Source organism: Bacillus hominis, assembly GCF_030348325.1.
In the GTDB taxonomy this organism is placed as follows: Bacteria; Bacillota; Bacilli; order Bacillales; family Bacillaceae_G; genus Bacillus_A; species Bacillus_A hominis.
The window spans coordinates 2,385,283-2,408,062 of the sequence record NZ_JAUCFS010000005.1; the positions used below are offsets into that span (position 1 = coordinate 2,385,283).

At 34.6% G+C, this 22,780-nt stretch carries 18 protein-coding genes and 2 pseudogenes; 13 read left to right on the top strand and 7 right to left on the bottom strand.

The annotated features are described in order from the left end of the window. Positions 1–314: 314 nt before the first annotated feature. Together QUF93_RS14790 and QUF93_RS14795 are read left to right on the top strand one after the other, a co-directional pair. Positions 315–1,745, top strand: a complete 1,431-nt coding sequence (locus QUF93_RS14790; RefSeq protein ID WP_289359252.1) for an ABC transporter permease — start codon at positions 315–317, stop codon at positions 1,743–1,745. Between the two features lie 11 nt (positions 1,746–1,756). Next, the gene (locus tag QUF93_RS14795) at positions 1,757–2,434 is read left to right on the top strand and encodes an ABC transporter ATP-binding protein (protein ID WP_289375576.1); all 678 of its coding nucleotides are present in this window, start codon (positions 1,757–1,759) and stop codon (positions 2,432–2,434) included. 294 nt (positions 2,435–2,728) lie between these two features. Here QUF93_RS14795 and QUF93_RS14800 read toward each other — a convergent pair whose 3' ends face one another. Next, the gene (locus tag QUF93_RS14800) at positions 2,729–2,911 is read right to left on the bottom strand and encodes a hypothetical protein (protein WP_289359254.1); all 183 of its coding nucleotides are present in this window, start codon (positions 2,909–2,911) and stop codon (positions 2,729–2,731) included. Between the two features lie 330 nt (positions 2,912–3,241). Next, positions 3,242–4,174, bottom strand: a complete 933-nt coding sequence (gene bla, locus QUF93_RS14805; protein ID WP_289359255.1) for a class A beta-lactamase — start codon at positions 4,172–4,174, stop codon at positions 3,242–3,244. Positions 4,175–4,642: 468 nt separating this feature from the next. Here bla and QUF93_RS14810 point away from each other — a divergent pair, with 468 nt between their 5' ends. Beyond that, positions 4,643–5,935 carry a hypothetical protein gene (locus QUF93_RS14810; RefSeq protein WP_289375578.1) on the top strand — a complete coding sequence of 431 codons (1,293 nt, stop codon included), beginning with the start codon at positions 4,643–4,645 and terminating at the stop codon, positions 5,933–5,935. A gap of 53 nt (positions 5,936–5,988) precedes the next feature. Here QUF93_RS14810 and QUF93_RS14815 read toward each other — a convergent pair whose 3' ends face one another. Further along, positions 5,989–7,461, bottom strand: a complete 1,473-nt coding sequence (locus tag QUF93_RS14815; protein ID WP_289375580.1) for a sensor histidine kinase — start codon at positions 7,459–7,461, stop codon at positions 5,989–5,991. After that, complete coding sequence (locus QUF93_RS14820; RefSeq protein WP_289359258.1) at positions 7,454–8,119, bottom strand: response regulator transcription factor; 666 nt, start codon at positions 8,117–8,119, stop codon at positions 7,454–7,456. Before QUF93_RS14820 ends, QUF93_RS14815 begins: the two co-directional genes overlap by 8 nt. Before the next feature lie 564 nt (positions 8,120–8,683). On the opposite strand from QUF93_RS14820, the gene QUF93_RS14825 reads away from it, so the two are divergent. The 3 genes from QUF93_RS14825 (at position 8,684) to QUF93_RS14835 (ending at position 10,859) form a co-directional block, all read left to right on the top strand. Continuing rightward, a complete protein-coding gene (locus tag QUF93_RS14825) occupies positions 8,684–9,361 on the top strand; it encodes an HAD family hydrolase (protein WP_289375582.1) in 678 nt (225 codons plus the stop codon). A 171-nt stretch (positions 9,362–9,532) separates the two neighbouring features. Then, positions 9,533–9,901 carry a DUF4180 domain-containing protein gene (locus QUF93_RS14830; protein WP_289375584.1) on the top strand — a complete coding sequence of 123 codons (369 nt, stop codon included), beginning with the start codon at positions 9,533–9,535 and terminating at the stop codon, positions 9,899–9,901. Between the two features lie 190 nt (positions 9,902–10,091). Then, positions 10,092–10,859 (top strand): arylamine N-acetyltransferase family protein, encoded by a 768-nt coding sequence (locus QUF93_RS14835; RefSeq protein WP_289359261.1) that lies wholly within the window; start codon positions 10,092–10,094, stop codon positions 10,857–10,859. Between the two features lie 19 nt (positions 10,860–10,878). Here QUF93_RS14835 and QUF93_RS14840 read toward each other — a convergent pair whose 3' ends face one another. Then, positions 10,879–11,061 carry a hypothetical protein gene (locus QUF93_RS14840; protein WP_289359262.1) on the bottom strand — a complete coding sequence of 61 codons (183 nt, stop codon included), beginning with the start codon at positions 11,059–11,061 and terminating at the stop codon, positions 10,879–10,881. A gap of 142 nt (positions 11,062–11,203) precedes the next feature. Here QUF93_RS14840 and QUF93_RS14845 point away from each other — a divergent pair, with 142 nt between their 5' ends. Both QUF93_RS14845 and QUF93_RS14850 read left to right on the top strand, forming a co-directional pair. Then, a complete protein-coding gene (locus QUF93_RS14845; protein ID WP_289375585.1) occupies positions 11,204–11,863 on the top strand; it encodes a YdeI/OmpD-associated family protein in 660 nt (219 codons plus the stop codon). Between the two features lie 119 nt (positions 11,864–11,982). Then, a complete protein-coding gene (locus QUF93_RS14850; RefSeq protein WP_289375587.1) occupies positions 11,983–13,098 on the top strand; it encodes an NAD(P)/FAD-dependent oxidoreductase in 1,116 nt (371 codons plus the stop codon). Positions 13,099–13,544: 446 nt separating this feature from the next. Here the strand turns inward: QUF93_RS14850 and pssA are convergent, their stop codons facing one another. Continuing rightward, the gene (gene pssA / locus QUF93_RS14855; protein WP_088059017.1) at positions 13,545–14,036 is read right to left on the bottom strand and encodes a CDP-diacylglycerol--serine O-phosphatidyltransferase; all 492 of its coding nucleotides are present in this window, start codon (positions 14,034–14,036) and stop codon (positions 13,545–13,547) included. A gap of 510 nt (positions 14,037–14,546) precedes the next feature. Here pssA and QUF93_RS14860 point away from each other — a divergent pair. From QUF93_RS14860 to QUF93_RS14870, 3 genes and pseudogenes are all read left to right on the top strand, one after another. After that, positions 14,547–14,624: pseudogene (locus tag QUF93_RS14860) on the top strand (IS6 family transposase); the annotation flags it as partial. A 190-nt stretch (positions 14,625–14,814) separates the two neighbouring features. Next, positions 14,815–17,061: an ABC transporter ATP-binding protein gene (locus tag QUF93_RS14865; protein ID WP_289359265.1), complete on the top strand. Its 2,247-nt coding sequence runs from the start codon at positions 14,815–14,817 to the stop codon at positions 17,059–17,061. Further along, the gene (locus QUF93_RS14870) at positions 17,058–18,932 is read left to right on the top strand and encodes an ABC transporter ATP-binding protein (protein WP_289375589.1); all 1,875 of its coding nucleotides are present in this window, start codon (positions 17,058–17,060) and stop codon (positions 18,930–18,932) included. The genes QUF93_RS14865 and QUF93_RS14870 overlap by 4 nt, the downstream gene beginning before the upstream one ends. A 194-nt stretch (positions 18,933–19,126) precedes the next feature. On the opposite strand, the pseudogene QUF93_RS14875 reads toward QUF93_RS14870, so the two are convergent. Beyond that, positions 19,127–19,276 (bottom strand): annotated as a pseudogene (locus QUF93_RS14875) (FAD-dependent oxidoreductase); the annotation flags it as partial. Between the two features lie 74 nt (positions 19,277–19,350). Here QUF93_RS14875 and QUF93_RS14880 point away from each other — a divergent pair. Continuing rightward, complete coding sequence (locus QUF93_RS14880; RefSeq protein ID WP_289375591.1) at positions 19,351–21,069, top strand: alpha-keto acid decarboxylase family protein; 1,719 nt, start codon at positions 19,351–19,353, stop codon at positions 21,067–21,069. Positions 21,070–21,160: 91 nt separating this feature from the next. Beyond that, a complete protein-coding gene (locus tag QUF93_RS14885; protein ID WP_289375593.1) occupies positions 21,161–22,591 on the top strand; it encodes a PQQ-dependent sugar dehydrogenase in 1,431 nt (476 codons plus the stop codon). Positions 22,592–22,780: the final 189 nt, after the last annotated feature.

A 22,780-nucleotide genomic window follows, 5' to 3' on the forward strand; every position in this document is an offset into this window, starting at 1 on the left:
CTCCATATTCTTTAATGGATTTTTATATTTAACAAACACACATAGAATCATTCAAATAGGTTGCTTTTTATTTGTTGTATAGAAATTACGTAATAAGCATGGATTTGTATGCTCTCATTCAATGCTATCTAAAGCCATACCTCCTTGCCAAAATTCAAAAACGATTGCGTTTTTGAATTTGTGTTTCATTTTTTCTTGACCAGGTCATTGAATACACATAAACTCCTTATATCTCTAGATAAACTACCGATTAGCTCCATATAGACTCTAGATAACCTATATAGAATACAAGTTATCAAGGAGGTAAGAAAAAAATGAACTTTATGAAACGAGCAATTCTCAGTATGAAAAAAAGAGTAGGAACATCATTAATTTTGATGGCAGTCTTCCTAATTGTTACAAATTTAGTGTTGGCAGGATTTACAATCCAAAATGCATCAAAAAAAGCTGCGGATGCAGCAAGAAAAAAACTAGGTGCAGATGTTACTTTAAGTCTTGATTTTGACAAATTAGGTCAACAAGCTCGGGAAACTGGAGAGATGCCTAATCCACCAAAGCTCAACACGAAAGAAGCAGATCAATTAGCGAAGTCAGAGTATGTAAAAGACTATAATTACATAAGCAATACTTTCGGAATTTCTGATGGCCTTAAACTAGTAGGAGCTTCAGAAGGAGAAGAAGAAGGAAAAGGTAAAGCGGGAATGGCGGCTGTACGAGGCGGTTCAAGCTCCGGTACAGAAATAGATATGAATGCTTCTTTTATGATTGAGGGAGTTCGCAAGACTGCATTACAAGAAAGCTTTAAGAACGGAAAAAGTAAAATCATTGATGGGAAACCAATTACAGAACAGATGAAAGATCAGAATGTAGCTTTAATGGAAAAACGATTAGCGGAACTAAACAATTTAAAAGTAGGAGACAAAGTTAAAGTGCAATCAGGGGATAAGAAGGAAAACCTCGAGGTTGAAATTATCGGTATTTACGAAACGAATGAGCAAGCAATGGGTCAACAGGCCCCACCTATAATGGATCCAGCTAATAAACTTTATATGCCGCATTCAACTATGAAAAAACTAGAAGTAGATCAAGGTATAAGTAGCATTCAAGTCGTGTATTTCTTGAAAGATCCACAAAACATTGAAGCATTTAAAATAGAAGCGAAAAAATCTGATATTGATTTTAATTATTACAAATTAGATGCACATGATTCGTTGTACAAACAAATGATTGGGCCTATCGAAAATATCTCATCTACTTCTCAAATGATTATTTATATTGTATCAATTGCAGGTGCGATTATATTAGGGTTAATCATTATGTTATCGATTAAAACACGTCGTAAGGAAATGGGGATTCTATTGTCCATTGGAGAGAAAAAGTGGAAGCTGATGGCGCAGTTCGTAGTAGAAGTAGTATGTATCGCTATTTTAGCATTTGGATTATCCATAACAACAGGAACTAAAGTTTCTCAATATATAGGGGATAATTTACTTTCAAATGAAGTTGCTACAGCAAGCGAAGAAAGAGACACCCCGCAAAATGGTACTGTAATGATGTCTGGACCTGGTGGAACTGTACAAAATCAAAAAGAGGATCCGATTGATAAAATTGATGTAAGTGTAACAGGAGAAGATGTAGGGAAAATGGGGGGGATTGGACTAGCTATTGCTATATTAGCAACGCTTCTTCCAGCATTATCTATTCTACGCCTGAATCCAAAACAAATTCTTTTAAAAGATGAATAAGGAGGCTCGATATGGAGACGATTTTACAATTTAAAAACTTAGATTATTATTATGAAAGTAACGGAAAAAAAGTAGCGATACTAGAAAATGTTAACTTTTCTTTTCAAAAAGGACATTTCTACACGATTCTAGGACCATCCGGATCTGGTAAAACCACTACTCTTAGCTTAGGTTGCGGGCTAGATATACCTAAAAATGGTTATGTACTGTTTAATGGAAAGGATATTCGAAAAATTGGTTTGGATCGGTACCGTAATCAAAATGTATCGGTAATTTTCCAATCTTATAATTTGATTACCTATATGACTGCTCTTCAAAATGTCTTAACAGCAATGGAAATTACAGGTGTTAAAGTGCAAAATAAAACGGCAAGGGCGTTAGAATTATTAGAGAAAGTAGGACTTACAGAAGTAGAAGCGAAACGAAATGTTCTGCAACTTAGTGGCGGGCAACAGCAGCGTGTAGCAATCGCTCGAGCGTTATCTTGTAATGTTGATTTACTGATTGCGGATGAGCCGACAGGAAACCTCGACGAAGAAACGGCAATGGATATAATAGAACTGTTTCAAGAACTTGCACATAAAGAAAATAAATGTATTATTGTTGTGACGCACTCACAGGAAGTTGCTAAAAAATCAGATCGGACAGTTTATTTAAGTAAGAAGAAGTTGGTAGTAAACGAAATTTAATATAAACACCCTAGTTTTTTAATTCACAAAATTTTCGAAATCAGTTTCTTCAAATGGTTATATTTGATATACAATATAACCAAGTCATAATCAAAATGGTCTCCCTGTATTGAATGTTAAGATAGTTTGTTATTCCCTTTTTAACAATTTTTGAAAAAGAACTTGTAGTATATTCTACAGGTTCTTTTTGTTATGATCGGTTTACTATATCATTGAAGAATTGCATATAAAAAACGGGACAGTATCTAGATGTGTGATCTAAATACTGTCCCGTTTAACTGTTTATCTGTATAGTTATTGAAGAATTAAACCTACAATCATAATTAAACTAAATATTATCATCCAACCAAACGCACAATAGCCGAAAATTCTAATCCATTTAGGTAATTGATTCATGTTAACTTTATTTGTGGGAACTCCTTGCATAGAAAACATCATTTTTTGATCTTTATCTCTATTATTTTGTTGTTCATACATAATATCATCACCCTTCTAGAACGATTGGATTTATAGTATATCAGCCTGGAGATAACTAAGCACAGAATATTCGACAATTATAGTGAATTAATCTGTCTTCCAGTGCTGCATACTAAATTTCAAAAAAACTAAAATTTGATTACTCAAAAGCTATATATACTAAAGTATTTGCTCATTTAAAACATAGTAAACCTTTTAACAAGAGATGCTTATTATTTGGTATTGAATAATTTATTTAAATTCAATGATACTTTTTAGCGTTTAGATACGTATATGTCTTTCAGACTATATGTACCGTAAAGTAGGAGCAGCTTACATTCATGACTATTATTATTTATTCGTTACTTTTAAAGAATCTAACACTATTTTAGTTGCGTCTGCAATAAGCTTATCATCGTATTTCGCATCCTCTTTAGCATGATTAGAAAGTATCGCAAGAATAATTGGCTTTTTATTTGGTGGCCAAATGATTGCGATATCATTCCTTGTTCCATAAGACCCAGAGCCAGTCTTATCGGCTACTTCCCATTCTCCTGGAACTCCAGCACGAATTAAGTTGTCCCCCGTAGTATTTCTTTTCATCAAATCTATTAAAAAGTTCCGTTTCTCAATTGAAAGTATATCGCCTAGAGCGTAAGCTTGAAGACTAGTAGCTAATGCCTTTGGGGTACTAGTATCACGAGTGTCTCCTGGCTGCACTTCGTTTAATTCTGGTTCAAAACGTTCAGGGCTTGTAACAGTATCTCCTATGTCTCTCAGTGATTTTTTGAATTCACTTGGCCCACCTAATTGCTTAAGAATAAGATTTTGTGCAGTATTATCGCTATATCGAATGGAAGCATCCGCAAGCTCTTTCAAAGTCATACCTGTATCTACATATTTTTCAGTAATTGGATTGTAATTCACAAGATCTTTGCTAGTATACTTAATTCTTTGATCTAAATCTTCTATTGATTTCTTTTGTAACAGTGCTCCAACAGCAAGGGCTTTGTGGGTAGATGCGTATGCAAACCGTTCATCTGAACGATAAGTAACAGTTTGATTCGTACCTGTGTCCAATGCATAAATACCAAGTTTAGCATCATATTCTTTTTCAAGTGTAACAAAAGAATGATTACTTGTATTTTCTTGTTTGGTTTGTTTCGGTGGTTCGGATTGAATATTACTATTGGAACAGCCTATAAGCGTTACACATGAAAGTAATACTACAGGTAACATCTTTTTATAATGCGAAATGTGAAAAAACTTCTTTGAAACTATCATACATTTTCTACCTCTTTCAAGAATTTATGGATTTTGTTTAGGTATTTTACATACCGATACAACTAACAAATGTACCAGATAGCACTCCTCATGTGTTTCTTGCATTACAAAATGAGAGAACTACCAAAAGCACCTTTTTTATACGTAATAGACAATCTAAGTAACACATTTGTTCCATTTATGATTAAAGTTTTTAATATATCCATTAACTTTGTTTTTAAGCATCGCAAAATCCATTTTTTTGAACTTCACTTAATTTAATATGGATTTAGATTGAGTTTTCCTTGTAACGGGAATTCCAATTGGATAGCGCATATATAACAACCTCGTTTCGGATAGAATAAGTAATAACAACTACTGATTTCATTTTAAGTGAGGTGTTATACGATACATACGACAAAACAAAAAAGACTTGTGGTGCAAAGTATAACTACATTTAGTCTACTAATAACGACTATCTTTACACCCATGCTTATTTACATTCTTTATGGATTACAGATTTCGAAAGGCTTTGAGGGATACTGGCCATCAATCTTGTTTTATACAACTTATATGACGGGTGTGTTTATCTGGATACCTATTGTGAATAAGGCTGGGATTCACCGCTCCTTATATTGGACTGTTTCTATTCTGATAGTATCATTACTTAGTGTTACTTTTTTTGGATGGAGTTCAAGATGGCTAGAAATAAGTGCGTTAGTTTCTGGTTTTGCAGTTAGTACAATTTCTACCATGACGAGTACTTTATTGTTTCTACATGTGGAAGGCGGGGGAAAGGTTTATAATAAAAATCAACAAGCGATTATTATTGGTATCGTTTTTCTTTTACTAATAATCGTATTGTTAGCGATTAGTTTTCTATCGCCGCCGCTGATAACATGCATATATGGGATTTGTTTAATCAGCATCCTTTTTGCTATAAAAAAAATGCCGAAAATAGAGTTAGCCAAAGGGCTTTTACCTATCTCTATCGTATCGGTAGTAGGAAAGTTTCTTTTTGTCTCAATGCTTATTCTTTTGATACGAACAAGTCGTAACATAAATAATGAACAATATATTTTCTGTTTTTTTCTACTTTCTATAGCGCTTATTTGTTTCATGTTTTTGAGTTTGTTGAAAGGAAAGTTCTTTCATAAACTTTCATCTTCTTTACCAATTCGCTTAAAGGCAGAATCATTTTTACTTGGATTAGGAAATGGATATTTATTTTTGATAGGTATTTTTTATAGTTTTACTTTCTATAACATGTTAACCTGTATTTTCATTGTAGTTGGACCATACCTATTAGGGATTTTGATGTCCATATTTTTAGATATCAAAGCTGCTAAGAAAGTTAATCCAATCCATTTGTTTTTAGTAAGTACTTTAATCATGATATTCGGGTTTTATTCTCCAATATTTATAGTCCTTAGCGTTACATTTGGGAGCTATGCCATTAATAGTATCTCTTCTCAAAATAATATGAAAGTATATATGGTGAATGCTACACATAGAGAGCTTTCTTTACTCATTTACACAACATGGAGAAATATGGGGAATATATTTTTACAATTTTTTATATTGATTGTGATTGTGGGAGTAGGGGTATTTTACGATGTCGAATGGTCGCAACTTTTCCAAACAATTGTTGGGAAGAGTCAAATGCAGATTGAAGGGTTATCCGTACAACGATTGATGTTTATGTTAGCAATTTGCTGTTGGCTTGGCATGGTGGGCTTAGGTATGTGGATTGGTAAAAAAGCTAATCACAATATTGCTTAAAAAGTAACTCGAAAAATATCAATACTAAAACTACAACAAACAAACTCGTCCTACTAAGAGGGGAGTTTGTTTGTTTTTTGTTTAGATAATGGAATGTTCATGCAAAATTGTACATTATGTTCCATATTATTTATAGAATATTTTATATCTAGCGTTTCAAGAATTTGTTTAACAATATATAGCCCCAAACCACTTCCTCCAGTATTTCGATTCCTTGATTTTTCAATTCGATAAAATGGTTTGAAAATTTGTTGTATATCCTCTTCTTTAATATTGACACCTGTATTCATAATTTGCATTTTGATTTGACCTTGTTTAGAATCCTCACTTAACTTTATATAGACTTTTTCATTATGTGGTGAATACATAACCGCATTATGGATAATATTTTTACATGCTTTTTCAAAAAGAACACGATCTGTATAAACAGAAAGATTAGAATCAATTTCTTTTGTTATTTGGATGCTTTTTTGAGAAGCAAAAAATTCGAGATCTTTTGTGATTGTATCTATTAATTTCGAAAGATTAACTTCTTCTACTTTTAGTTTAAAGGTGTGTTGTTCTAATTTCGACATGCTTAAAATTTCACGAACTAATTGTTCCATACTTTCAATAATTTGATGATTTTTCTTTAAATATTGATCACGATTTTGATAAGGGCCAATATTGTATATCATCCCTTCTAAGTATCCTTTCATTACAGTAAGAGGGGTCTTTAATTCATGTGCTACAATCGCAAAAAACTCTCTGCGTTTTGTTTCTATTTCTCGTTCTTTTTCAATATCATTTTTTAATTGTTGATTTGCTTTTTGTAAATCAAACATAGCTTGTTGTAAGTTAATAGACATGTCATTCAAACTATTAGATAATTCTCCTAACTCATCTGTAGAGCGAACCTCAATTTTTTCGGAGAAATCTAAATTTGCCATCTTTTGTGCACCTTCATTAATATAAATAAGTGGTTTTGTAATAAACCTGGAATAGAAATAAGCACTCCCTACACCAATTACGAGTACAATGATACTAATATAGGGGAGAAAGCGTACTAAAACCTGTGAAGCTTCATCAATTGGTTGAAATGTAGCAAATACTATAAGCGTTAAACTACCATCTTGGAATTGAATTGGTTGCGTAACGTTATATGAATTGCTAAGGGTACCTGCATTATCGAACCGTGTCGCTCTAGTAACTACTGTTGTTTGCGAACCATTTTGAGTAAAAGAAAATGAAGGAGAGTATTTAATTATTCCCTCATTATTTTGAAGATAAAGCATCGCATTATTTTTTTTGGCATATTCATCAAAAAGTGGTATCGCATCTTGAAACGTAAGATCTTTAGACTTATCAATGATTTCTTTTATCCCTGTTTGAAGTTGATCTGTTTTGTATTGCTCATAAAACGTAGGGAGAAAGAAGTATAAAGTTAAATAAATCAATACTGCAAAGGATAACAAAATGAGAGAGGTAGTCATAAAGAGTTTATAAGTAATTTGCTTCATCTTCATGATTTTTACAATTCTATTCATCAATTTTATAACCAATACCCTTTATTGTTTTAATGTAAGGGATAGCTAATTTTTTACGTAAGTTTTTAATATGTGTATCAATTATTCGTGTTTCTCCAAAATAATCGTATCCCCAAACTTTTTCTACGATATTTTCTCTTGTAAGTACTTTTCTCTCATTTTGAAATAGTAGTTGTAGAATTTCAAACTCTTTTGTCGTTAATAAAATTTCAACGTCATTTACATACACTTTATATGCATCAACATCGACACGCACTTCTTTAAAAACCAAATGATTATTTACATTGTTATCATAACTTCTTCTCAGTACAGCTTCGACTCGTCTAATCAAAACATGAAATGAAAAGGGTTTTGTAATATAATCATCGATTCCAAGATCAAAACCTTTCATTTGATCTTCCTCTTCTTCCAATGCAGTTAGCATAATAATTGGTACGTTTGACTGACTTCGAATCATCTTGGAAACTTCAAATCCATTAAGATTGGGCATCATCACATCTAGAAGGATTAAATCAAAGGATTGCTTATTAAACTGTGTCATACCCTCTAATCCATCTGATGCAACTACAACTGTATACTGTTGTGTCATTAAAAATTGTTTAATTAATTCCTGAATTTCTTGATCGTCCTCTACCACGAGAATATGATAGTTCCTCATAATATCACCTCTGGTAGTCATTATAGCCTTACTATCTGGAGTTTATGTGGAGATGAATTAGGAGACTTCACAGGACGGTTATTGTGTTAGCTCCACGTTCAATAAGATGAACGATTAATATTTAAGAAAAACTAATGTATAATAATGTAAATCGGGTGTGATTTCTTAAATTGTATGAAAATATACTTTTACTTCTTTACCAAGAGGGGAAAAGGAAATGAATTTCAATATAAAAGAAGCTACTGGAATTCTAAAGCGTGTGCCACAAACTTTGGAGTTTTTTTATCTAGTTTATCCGGCTAATGGCTACATTGTAGTAAAGAGGAAGGAACTTGAAATACATTCGAAGTAGTTGAGCATTTAATTGATCCGGAGAAAAACAACTGGATTCTAAAGCTAGAATTAATTCTCCGGGAAGGTGAAAATAAATCCTTTACTCTGTTTGATCGTTATTCTCACCTAAATAACAACTCTCTTGGTAAACCAAAAGTTTAAAGATATGAATTAGGGATTATTTATATAATGCGAGAAAGGTTGTGAAATTATTTGAGGGGTTATAAAGCGATGCTATTTGATTTAGATGATACGTTACTTGATAGGGATAAGGCAGTAGATAAATTGTTTTTCATTATTTTAGAGAAGTTTTATGGGGATGTTAAACAACATGCAGTAAGAAACGAAATGTTACAGAAATTTAAGGAATATGATAAAAAAAGCTATGGTCATAGTGATAAAGTAAAGGTTTTGGAATCGTTTTTTGATGAATTCCCACCGAAATATAGATTACCACGCAATTACATTCAAGACTTTTGGAATAATAATTTCCCAAAATGTTTTTCTATAAACCAAAAAACTATTAATATCATAAATACTATAAAGGCACATATTAAAGTTGGAATTATAACAAATGGCTCAACTCAGAGGCAAAAAGCAAAAATAATTAACACGAATTTGAATCGTTATTTTGATACAATCATTATTTCTGAAGAAGCGGGATTTAGTAAACCTGACAAACGCATATTTGAATTAGCATTAAATAAGCTAAATGTACAATCAGAAGATGTACTATTTGTTGGAGATGACTTAGAAAAAGATATTGCTGGTTGTCAAAATGCAAATATAAAGGGCATATGGTTCAATCCTAATATGATTAAGAATAATACCGACACTAAACCATATGCCGAGATTACTTCTTTTGATAATTTATTAAGTTATTGTGGAGAGATAAATTTTCAAAAATAGTAAAAAAATAGATTACCCTTAATTTCATTGACCGTATGAGAAGTTTTGAAACAATATTTATTTACGATGAAATAGAGGTTATTGAGCCAGGGGCAAATCATTTATGTGTGTTAATGAAGATCTACACAGCATGTTTAATATATACTTTATAAATTATAGAGGGGTGAGACTATGGAAATAAAGAAAGTAGTAATTGGCGGAATAAATATTGCCGTCGTCAGAAACGATACAGTATTAATATCCGACGTTCAATCTGCATTAGATCTCATGGCAACAGTTCAATATGAAGCGGATTCAAAGCGGATTGCTATCAATAAATCATTAATAAGTGAAAGTTTCTTTGACTTAAAAACACGTCTTGCGGGTGATATTCTTCAAAAGTTTATTAATTACAGCGTGAAAATTGCTATTATCGGGGATTTTTCTATGCACAATAGTAAAAGCCTAAAAGATTTCATTTATGAATGTAATAAAGGTAAGGATATTTTTTTCTTAGCAACTGAGCAACAAGCAATTGAAAAATTAAGCTCATTGAAATAAAGATATAAAATGTAATTCGAAAGAGGCATCCGTGATGGTGCCTCTTATTTGTATTTTTATATAAAAATGTTTTTCAAATTTAAATTTTGTACCGGTACAGTAACTGCAAATGTACATTGTTACAATATCCCTTCAAATTTACAATCAGCATATATTATTTTAACTTATAACTTATTAAGGGGTGCTGAATATGACAAAGTTACAAGATCAACTCTTTACAAGATTAAACCTTGAAAAACGTACTGAAATAAAATTTGAAGAATTAAGTACAATACTCTTTGTATTTGCCCACACAATCCCGTTTGAGAATTTAGATGTAATAGCAAGTACTGCGAATACAATTTCTATGAAAAACTTACAAGAGAAAATTTTAACTAGTTCTCGAGGTGGGCTTTGTTATGAATTAAATACTCTTTTTTACTATTTTTTAAAAGATAGTGGTTATGATGTACAACTCGCACTAGGTACCGTATATAAAAATGATATAAACGCTTGGGCACTTGAAGATGGGCATATAACAATTATTTTAAATTACGAAAACGTAAGGTACTTAATTGATGTAGGTATTGCTTCATTAGTACCTCTTGTGCCAGTACCGTTTACTGGCGAACTAATTTCTTCTAAAAACGGTTCGTATCGAGTAAGACAAAAAGATACGAGTAAAGGAAACTATGTTCTAGAAAGAATAGATGTTGATGGAGAATGGAAAGTTTGTCATGCTTTTTATAAACATATTATTGATGAGACAGTAGTAAACGATGTTCAAAGAAGAGTGATAGAAGATGAGAAATCTATTTTCAATAAAGGACCCATTGCAGTAAAATTGACGAACTTTGGCCATGTCTCATTAACGAATACTAGTTTAACTGAAATTATTTATGGAGAAAAAACGAAGCGTGAAATTACAGAAAATCAATATAAAGAGCTTTTATATACTTTATTTGCTATTGAGTTGTGAATATAAAAATAGCCGGTTCTTATTCAGAAGCGGCTATTTTTATTATTTTTGGTTTAAATGGTTTTCGTCTAATATGTTTCGGAAACTGCGGTATAGTTAACGTTTTTAACGTTTCCTCAGCTTCTTCATATGTATGAAAGACTGGCTCTTTTCCATTATCTCCTTGCAAAACTAGCCCTTCATCTCGGATTACATACGGCATAAAACCACTCCTTATAGTAAAAACTTATGGTCTATTGAAACAGAATGATACGATTTCAAGTTTAATTTTCTTAATAGATATAATACACTAGAACAGTATAAAAAATATATAAAATGAATATTGAATGTAAAGGAAGATTATCATGTCAGTTATTGATAAATTAAAACTTAATAAGTATACGAATATGGTGGTTATTAACGAACCAAACGATTATGAAGTATTTGGAGATAAACCAACTACATTTTCTAAAGAGCATGATGCTGTTTTTATTTTTGTAGAAACGCTTGATGAGATGGTAGAGCATACAAATTTCATTATTAAAAATGAAGAGTTGTTACTTGAGAAAGGTTATGTATTTTTTGCGTATCCGAAAAAAGGTAATTCTCGTTATAGTACTTTTATTCATCGTGATGAAATGTTTCCAGCTTTAAATGTTGGAGAAGATGGGTATGTAGGAAAGAGCGATATTAAATTTGCGCGAATGGTAAGTATGGATGACGTCTTCACTGTTGTAGGCTTAAAGCGTGAGAAGAAAAAAGCGACGAAAACACCTGCAATGAGCCAATGTGTAGCTGATTATGCAGATCGAATTCAAGATGTTGAAGCTTTATTAGCTAATCATCCAAATGAACTTACGTTTTATCAAAGTTTAACACCTGGATACCAAAAAGATTGGGCGCGTAATTTATTTTCTGTAAAACAAGAAAAAACACGTGAAAAACGTCTTGAGAAAATGATTGAAATCCTTTCACAAGGATATAAAACAATTGAATTATTCCGTAAGAAAAAAAATAATGATTAGGAACGTCACAATGATGCAACAATTAATTGCGATGAGTACATTGAAAAAAGTATTCCTTCCATTATACTAAGGAATGTTCTTATATTTATATAATTAGTAAAAAAGAAAAGGTGTTTAAAATGAAATCGTATATTGTAGTTGGAGCTGGAATTTTAGGAGCATCTACTGCTTATCATCTTGCTAAGGCTGGCGCGAACGTTACTATCGTGGATCGTCAACAAGTAGGTCAAGCAACAGATGCCGCAGCAGGTATTGTCTGTCCATGGCTTTCGCAACGTCGTAATAAAGCATGGTATAAAATCGTTAAAGGCGGTGCACGTTACTATTCTTCGTTAATTCAGCAATTAGAAGAAGAAGGTGAAACGGATACAGGTTACAACCGTGTAGGTGCAATTAGTTTACATACTGATGAGAAAAAACTAGATCAAATGGAAGAGCGAGCGTATAAACGCCGTGAAGATGCACCAGAGATTGGTGAAATTACGCGTTTATCAGCTGAAGAAACGAAAAAATTATTCCCGGCATTATCAGAAGAATATAGTTCTGTTCATATTAGTGGCGCTGCACGAGTAAATGGAAGATTATTACGCAACGCATTAATAAGCGCTGCGAAAAAGCATGGTGCAACTTTCATAAAAGGTGATGCAGTATTAGTCCGTGAAGGGAATCATATTACGGGCGTTAAAGTAAATGATGAAACAATTGTAGCGGAAAAGGTAATGGTAACTGCAGGCGCATGGGCGAACGAAATATTAAATCCATTAGGTGTTAATTTCTTAGTTACGTTCCAAAAAGGACAAATTGTTCATTTACAAATGGAAAATACAGCAACAGAAAATATGCCAGTTGTTATGCCGCCGAACGATCAATATATTTTAACATTTGACAATGGCCATGTCGTAATTGGTGCAACGCATGAGAATGATACTGGTTTCGATCACCGTGTAACAGCTGGTGGTTTACATGAAGTATTCCATAAAGCGTTAACAGTAGCGCCTGGTTTAGAAGATGGTACAATGGTTGAAACAAGAGTTGGCTTTAGACCGTTTACACCAGGGTTCTTACCTGTTATTGGACCACTACCTAATTTTGAAGGCATACTCATTGCGAACGGATTAGGTGCTTCAGGATTAACAGCAGGTCCATACTTAGGATCAGAACTTGCGAAACTTGCGTTAGGGCAACCGATTGAATTAGATTTAAATGATTATGATGTTGCTGGGGCAATGGAATAGTAATAAACAAAAAGATTAGGAGTGATTTCCTAATCTTTTTGTTATGTTATTTGGGCGTAACTAAGTATTTTGAGAGGTAGGAGTTCTTTTAAACAAGGTGTACCACTACATCGCAATCAAGCTAAGAAAATAGATAACCCACAAAACGAAAAATTTTTGCCTTTTATAGCAACGAAGTGCATTTTTATCGTTTGAGGTATTAGAGAAGAAAGGTGGATTCGTTCAATATAGAGGCGAAAATACATATCAGAAATATAAACAATAGCCTCAAAAACTGGAGGCTATTCAATTTCACAATCTATTATGAGCAATTACAATAGTTAAGCTCTTTAAAGTCTGTCCCATCGCTGTATTCGTAAAATGATGAATAACACCAAAAACCTCAATTTGATGGATATTAACGAACTGTATCACAAATGAAATTAAAGCGATAGGCGGGATCCAAATTAAAGTTTTTTAAACCTAATTGGACTTACCATTAAGAAAGCGAGGATCAATGTAATCCATGCATTACTATATGAAAACAACCCCATACCAGCCAATGGTAATCCAGCAGCTGGAATAGGTAATCCCTTAAAATATCCAATGGTTGGTTTTATACTAAATTTAGCTAATCTTAAAGCACCCATTGTTGGGAAAAGGATAAATGCCAAAGAAGTTAAAATAGATGGTGTTGCTATCGAATGAAATAAAAGTGCAGGAGCAACTCCGAAACTAACAATATCCGCTAAGGAATCTAATTGTACACCAAACTCACTGTTCACTTTTAATTTTCTCGCAATTCTTCCATCAAGGAGATCTAAAACAGCTGAAAAGAAAATAAAAATGGAGGCTACTTCCAAATAGTCACTCATATTCATGGTAATTGAAAAAACACCGCACAATAAATTTCCAATCGTAAATAAATTGGGTACAGCTTTTACTATCTGATTGAACAAGATTGTCCCCCCTAAGTTGATCACACTTCACATTTATGTAGCATTTTCTATATATTCTTCCGTTATTCTTGAAAATATATGACCACTGTATGAAAGCCGATTTCCTGTACGTTATGTGGGTTTATAAACATGTTTGATCAAAGGTAAGTCTATTACTGCTGATTTGCCTAATATAAAAAGCCCGTTTTTGAAAAAAAGAGTTATCAAAATAATCAAACATATTTTATGGAATCGCTTTTTATAAAATATGTTTGATTATTTTCGGTACGCGTTGTTGAACATTAGCACCCGATAGTTGAAGTGCCGAGTAGTCAAGAATTTTCCTCTGGTTGGTGGATAAGACCAACCACTCCTGTTTTAAATGTATTGGTTTTATAAGTTTAAGATTGATCTTGTCCGTAATTTATTTAAATAAAGGTAGTCCACTGCCTAAGACTATAGGGAACATATTAATCCGATATTCATCAATCAAGTCAAGTAGTTTACGAAATTTTGGTTTTCCGCTAGAAAAGATTGGTTAGATATTTTAATTATATAGTGGAACAAGATCATCGTTTTATCAAGAAACATGTGCGTTCTATTTTGGGGATTTAAGTCCTATAAAACAACATCTACATCCTAAAAGTGGCATCATATCTTCATATAGTCATAAAATTAATCTGTGGGCAAAAATACGTAAAGAGCTGCTGTAATGAATTACTGAGAATGCGAAGAATAAAGGAGAGAAACGGAGTAAAAACTAAAAAAAGTAGATAAGGAAAATGGAGAGATGAATTAAATGTTAAAGATTATTAAACATTTAAAACCATTTGTTGCTTCCATCATTGCAGTTGTATGTCTTTTAACTGTACAGGCAGTATGCGATCTATCACTGCCAGACTATATGTCAAACATTGTCAATGTAGGTATTCAACAAAAAGGTGTAGAAAATGCAGTACCTGAGGTTATTCGTAAAAGTGAAATGGATAAACTTACGCTCTTTATGAATGAAAATGAAAAGAAAAAAGTAGCTGACAACTATGCGCTTTTAGATAAGAACAACTTCTCTCAAAGTGAACTGAAAAATGACTTAAAAGATTATCCGCATCTTGATAAAGAGCCACTTTATAAGCTACATACAGAAGATAAAAAAATAATTAATGAACTTAACAATGTCTTTGGGAAACCAATGTTAATTACACAAGGAATTGAAAAAGGCGGCGCATCTGCTTTCCCTCCTGCTGCGACAGGTGACAACAAAACACTAGCGAATATTCCGCCAAATACAGATCCTTTTGCAGTCATTGCGAAACTTCCTCAAGATCAAATCAATGCAATGAAAGAAAAGGCAGATGAAAAGTTTAAGAATATGCCAGGCAGCATGGTAACACAATCAGCCGTTTCATTCATTGAGAATGAGTATAAAAAGATCGGTATCAATGTAGATAAGCTTCAATCTAATTTTATTTTTACTTCCGGTGGGAAAATGCTGCTTTTATCCTTAGTAAGTATGGCAGCTACCGTTATCGTGAGTTTACTTGCTGCAAAAGTAGCTGCTGGACTCGGCAGAGACCTTAGAAAGAAAGTATTTCGGAAAGTTACAAACTTTTCGAATGCGGAGTTTGATAAGTTTTCCACTGCATCTCTAATCACAAGAAGTACAAATGATATCCAGCAAGTTCAAACACTTATGGTTATGATGCTTCGCATTGTATTCTATGCACCAATATTAGGTATCGGCGGCATTATTAAAGTACTTACTACAGACCTTTCAATGGGATGGATTATCGCAGTTGCGGTAATCGCGATTTTAAGCTTAGTCATTGGTTTATTTAGCATCGCGATTCCTAAGTTTAAGCGTATCCAAAAGTTAGTAGATAAAATTAACTTAATCACTCGTGAATCTTTAACAGGTATGCTCGTCATTCGTGCTTTTAATAATCAAAAACATGAAGAAAAGAAATTTGAAAAAGGAAACCAAGATTTAACAAACACAAATTTATTTGTAAGCCGTTTAATGTCATTTATGATGCCAATGATGATGTTTATCATGAATGCCGTTACTGTACTTATTATTTGGGTTGGATCACACCAAGTGGATATGGGACATATGCAAGTTGGTGATTTGATGGCATTTATGCAATATACAATGCAAATCATCATGGCCTTCTTAATGATTTCAATGGTATCTATTATGGTTCCACGTGCTTCAGTTTCCGCACAACGTATCGCAGAAGTTTTAGATACTGACGTTACCATTAGTGATGTAAAAGAGCCGAAAACATTTGCTTCAGACAAGAAAGGTTACGTTGAATTTAAAAATGTTGGCTTTAGATATCCGGGTGCAGAAGAAGATGTGCTTTCCAATATCACCTTTATTGCAAAACCTGGTGAAACGACAGCTTTCATTGGAAGTACAGGTAGTGGTAAATCAACATTAATCAACTTAATTCCACGCTTTTACGATGTCACAAGCGGCCAAATATTAATAGATGGCACGGATATTAGAGAAGTATCTCAGAAGGAATTAAGAGAGAAAATTGGTTATGTACCGCAAAAAGGAGTTCTCTTCTCAGGTACGATCGAGAGTAATTTGAAATACGGTAAGAAAGAAGCAACTGAAGAAGAACTCGAAAAAGCAGCAGAAATCGCGCAAGCTATGGAATTTATTAACGCGAAACCTGAAAGCTTCCGTACAGAAATATCACAAGGTGGTACGAACGTTTCTGGTGGTCAAAAACAAAGACTTTCTATTGCGCGTGCTCTTACGAAAAAATCGGAAATCTTCATATTCGATGATAGTTTCTCAGCTCTTGACTTTAAGACAGACGCAGCATTGCGCAGAGCTTTAAACAATGAGATTACAGGAAGTACTGTTTTACTTATTGCCCAAAGAATCAGCACAATCATGAATGCCGATAAGATTATTGTACTTGACGAAGGAAAAATAGTTGGAACTGGTACTCATGAAGAGCTTATGGAAAACTGTGAAGTTTATAAGCAAATTGCTTTATCACAACTTTCAAGAGAGGAGTTGTCATCATGAGTGATAGAAAAATAGAAAATAGAAAACAAGGCGGTCCTGGTCCTGGCGGTGGCGGTCCTATGGGCGGCGGCATGAGAAAGATTGAGAAGGCAAAAAACTTCAAAGGAACGATGAATAAACTCCTTCAATACTTGAATCCCTATAAAGTATCAATCTTAGTCGTTATCCTTTTCGCAATCGGTAGTGCAGCCTTTACAATCGTTGGTCCAAAAATTTTAGGAAATGCGACAACAAAACTTTTCGAAGGACTCGTAAGCAAAGTATCAGGAGCACCCGGTGCGGCCATTGACTTTACCTATATCGGAAACATTGTCATTTTACTTCTTGGATTATATATACTGAGCACTGTGTTTGGTATTATCCAGGGGTACATTATTTCTGGAGTAGCTCAAAAAGTATCTTATAACTTCAGAAAAGAAATCGACGAAAAAATTAATCGTATGCCGCTGAATTACTTTGATAAAACAACGCACGGCGAAGTATTATCGAGAATTACAAATGACGTAGATACGGTGAGCCAAACGTTAAACCAAAGTATGTCGCAAATCATCACATCCGTTATTACAATCATCGGTGTACTTTTCATGATGTTATCAATCAGCTGGCAAATGACATTAGTGGCGCTTTTAATATTGCCAGTATCGATGATTCTCATTATGGCAGTCGTAAAACGATCACAAAAATACTTCAAATCCCAGCAAGAATATTTAGGACACGTAAACGGTCAGGTCGAAGAAATTTATAGTGGTCACAATATCGTAAAAGCCTTTAACAAAGAAGAAGAAGAAGTAAAAAAATTCGAAGAGGTAAATGATACCCTTTACCACTCCGCATGGAAATCTCAATTTTTATCTGGAATGATGATGCCGATTATGACATTTATCGGTAATATCGGTTACGTCGCTGTATCTATTTTAGGCGGATGGCTTGCCGTAAAGAGAACTATCGCAGTTGGAGACATTTTAGCCTTTGTGCAATATGTTAGAAGCTTTACGCAACCAATCGCTCAAGTAGCACAAATCGCGAACGTACTTCAATCCACTGCAGCTGCTGCAGAAAGAGTCTTCGAATTTTTAGAAGAAGAAGAGGAAGTGCCGGAAGCAGAAAATCCAGTGAAGCTGCAAAAAGTTCAAGGAGAAGTTACCTTCCAAGATGTTCAATTTGGATACAATCCAGATAAGATTATCATCAATAATTTCTCATCTAACATTAAACCTGGACAAAAAGTAGCAATCGTCGGACCAACCGGAGCTGGTAAAACAACGATTGTAAAACTGTTAATGCGTTTCTATGATATAAATAGCGGTGCAATATGTATCGACGGTCACGATATAAAAGACTTCACGCGAGAAGACCTGCGCAACATGTTTGGTATGGTACTGCAAGACACTTGGCTATTTAACGGCTCCATCATGGAAAATATACGTTACGGTAGACTCGATGCTACAGACGAAGAAGTAATTGAAGCAGCGAAAGCAGCTCACGTTCACAGCTTCGTAAAAACATTACCAAATAAATATCAAATGGAACTAAACGAAGAAGCAAGCAACGTATCCCAAGGTCAAAAGCAACTACTAACAATTGCACGCGCCCTTATTGCGGATCCGAAAATATTAATACTCGATGAAGCAACAAGCTCCATTGACACTCGTACAGAAGTACTGATTCAAAAAGCGATGGAAAACCTTATGGAAGGTAGAACAAGCTTCATTATCGCTCATAGATTATCAACAATACGTGATGCAGATTTAATCCTTGTCATGAAAGATGGGGATATTGTAGAACAAGGTAATCATGAAGAGTTATTGAAAGCTGATGGTTTCTATGCTTCACTTTACAATAGTCAGTTTGAAGGTGCGGATGCTTCTTGAGTTAGGTGTCCCGAAAGTCCGTTTAAATGATAAAAACCCATGGTGAAAATTCATTTTCTTCGTGGGTTTTTATCATTTTTAAGGTTCTGTTACAAAGTTTTTAAAAGTAAGCTAGACTTTTGCAAAAAAGAGTGAGGAGCATGATAAATGGGATATTTTAAAGGGAAACAATTTAAAAAGAACATTAGAATATTAATTAATACATTCTTTTGACCAGAGGTGATTTCACCGATGTAAGGAATCTTGTCCAGGTAATGTCTTAGTGTTTCGCCTCCTTCTCCTGTTTTATGACTTTCTCCAGAGATAAGGAGCAATTCTTCCCCATTAATTGTTGCATAACGGATAACCGATTTAATTAAAGGGCATTATCAAAAAGGGTAGTACTATTAAAAAGAAATGGATAAGGAGTGAGCAAGCGATGGACAACATGATTAATACGGGTAACTTTGGTTTACAAAGGGAACCTGCTCAAAAAACGGTTGGCCAGTATTTGTTCGATTGCCTGAAACTGGAGGGCATTACCGAAATTTTTGGTGTCGCAGGGGATTATAATTTTACACTTCTTGATTCTTTGGAGTGTTATAACGGCATCCGTTTTATAGAAGGACGAAACGAACTAAACTCGGGCTACGCTGCAGATGGCTATGCAAGAATCAAAGGAATATCAGCTCTTATTACGACATTTGGGGTCGGGGAGCTCAGCGCCTGCAATGCGATAGCGGGAGCAAACAGCGAGCATGTACCAATAATACACATTGTGGGTGCGCCTCCTGAGAAGGATCAAAAAGAGCATAAGCTGATGCATCACACCTTAATGGATGGGAATTTTGACGTCTTTCGCAAGGTGTATGAGCAGATTACGGCATATACCGCGGTGCTTACGCCGGAAAATGCCAAGATTGAAATTCAGACTGCGATTCGCATTGCTAAGGAAAAGAAAAAGCCAGTATACCTGGTTGTGGCTAATGATTTAGTGACCAAGCCAATTAAATTCTGGGCAGAGCCAATACCACCACGTCCAACATCCAACCCGAATACCCTTCAGGCTGCAGTGAATCATGTCCGTCCGCTTTTGGAACGTGCCCACCGACCGGTTATCCTGGTGGATGTGAAAACGATGCGTTTCGGTCTTCAGACAGCAACTCGGCAGCTAGCCGATGCAATGAATGTGCCTGTTGTAACGACGCTGTACGGGAAGGGGGGATTCGACGAGACCCATCCAAATTATATCGGAATGTATCTAGGCTCTTTCGGGATGACTGAAGTCCAAAGTACGGTGGAGAATGCAGATTGTATCATTGCGATTGGCATGGTATGGGCGGACACAAACACCGCAAGTTTTACCGCAAAGCTAAACCCACTGATAACTGTCAATATTCAACCAGATATGGTTAAAATCGCTGAGGCGGAATATCCGAATGTTCTTGCAGCCGACATGCTACTTGCCGTGCAGAAGTTGAGTTATACAGGCAAAGGTTTGACAAAAAAATTGTCATTCCCTTATGAGCAATTCACAACTACTGCTGACGGACCTCTAATGGCTGACGGCTATTATCCGCGTTTGCAGCGTATGCTGAAAGAGGGTGATATTGTAATCGCCGAGACCGGAACGTTTTATAGTGGAATGGGAGAGGTAAGACTGCCGGGCAATGTAACATATATTGGGCAAGGTGGATGGCAGTCCATCGGTTACGCAATCCCTTCGGCGTTCGGTGCTATTATGGCCGCGCCGGAACGCCGAGTATTGCTGTTTACAGGTGACGGTGCCCTACAGCTAACAGCACAGGAAATCAGTTCTATGCTCTATTACGACTGCAAGCCCATAATCTTTGTCTTGAACAACGATGGTTATACAATTGAGAAATATTTAAATGTCAAAACAGAGGATCAAAAGTACAACCAAATCCCTCGATGGTCTTACACCAAGCTCCCCGAAGTTTTTGGAGGTAACGCGTTTACCGTTACGGTCCGGACCTATGGAGAGCTTGATCAGGCTATAATCCATGCTGAAAAGGAAAGCGCCGAAAGACTCTGTATAATTGAAATGATCGCAGGGAATTCGATGGACGCACCTGAATATATGCGACGGATGCGTAGTTATATGGAGAATCAGGAAATGCAGCGCAGTCAGAAATAGTATCCAATTCCCTAGTCCCTAATTGAATACTAATCGAACAGTTCTAATCATACTCTTTTAATAAAACGCAATTAAAGGGGTGTAAAGTCAGTTGACAAAAGTTAAGGTTAGTTTACGACCCATTGCAAGTAAGTTAAATTTACCTACTGTTTTGAAAACGACTATACTACCAGGTGACTCAATTGAAAGGTTATTTATTGCAACCCAGGTAGGAGAAATCTTTTACATAGGAGACGGAGTTATAAGGACTTTTTTAGATATTCGCCCGCGAATCATAAAATTAGGTAAGTCTGAAGAAGGTATTGCTGGTACTGGATATGATGAACGAGGATTGCTAGGACTAGCGTTTCATCCACAATTTTATCAAAACGGTTTATTTTACCTTCATTATTCAGTAGCTGGCACTCAAGGTCCAGGTGCCCTTTCTGAATCTTTTAAACCTAATCCATGTGATCCGAAAACTTTAAACTTAAAGTGGGTAAATAGAGATACTCAATATGATCATATTGATACGGTTGAGGAATGGATTTTACAACCACATAGTCAACCTCAAAAACGACGGACATTACTTAACATAAGAAGGCCCTTTTTTAATCATAACGGAGTCAATAGTTTAACCTTTTCACCTGAGACTGGAAAACTTGTTTTTACAAATGGAGATGGTGGATCGGGTTATGATCCATTTAATTTAAGTCAGGATGATTTAGAAATAGCGGGTAAAATAATTGAAATTGATGTAAGTAAAAATACATTAATGAATAACCCTCCAGTAGTTACGCGCTTTAATGAACTTCCTTTATCTATACAAGAAACACTTATAGTAATTGCGAAAGGGGTTCGGAATATAACAGGTATTTCATTTCAAAGGTTTTATAATCAGTATATCAAATATGCTGGAAATGTCGGGCAGGATATTGTAGAGTCTATTTTTTCGTTTGTTCATTATAAACCCATACCGGTTACCGAACTTGTTCAAGCGCATTTAATGAGATCTACTCCTGATCAAGATGGATTTATTAACTTTGGTTGGCGAGGATGGGAAGGCGATTTACCTACTTCTTTTATACGGCACTGTTCCGAGAATCAGACTTTGGATGAGAGAACGATGGCTTATTATGATGAAACAATTCAAACGTCAGTGAAACGTATTCAGCCTCTAATTAGTTATTTTCATAAAGATTCCAGACCGGATAAATTTAGAGGAACTGCACTTACAGGAGTCCAGTCATATATGGGAACTGGAATCCCTAATTTAACCGGTAGCGTCGTGTTTACCGATCTTGCCAAGAAAGAAGAATCTCAATCTCCAGTAAAGGGAGTGTTAGCTTATACCAGAGCAAGTATAGACGGTAAACGTAATGACTTTAATGTTATTGAAACCAATTATGATTTCGGTACTCAAGCAGCTTATTATGTTAGTTTAGGAGCAAATTTAGATCAAACTAGATTATATTTAGGAGTTTATGGTTCTATGAAAGTAACTGATTTTAACAAAGGTACTATTTATGAAATTGTCCCTTGATTTATAATTATAAAATTCGGTGGACTTAAATTTTTATACGTTTTATTAATCAAAGAATCATATAGTAAGGTTAACATGTGTAGTTTTAATCAAATTTTTTTATAGAAACCAATCTTTTTTTCTAAATGGATTCTTTTTGGTGCTCACTATATAAGGATGTTTAAAACATTTCTAGTCAAACTTTATTTC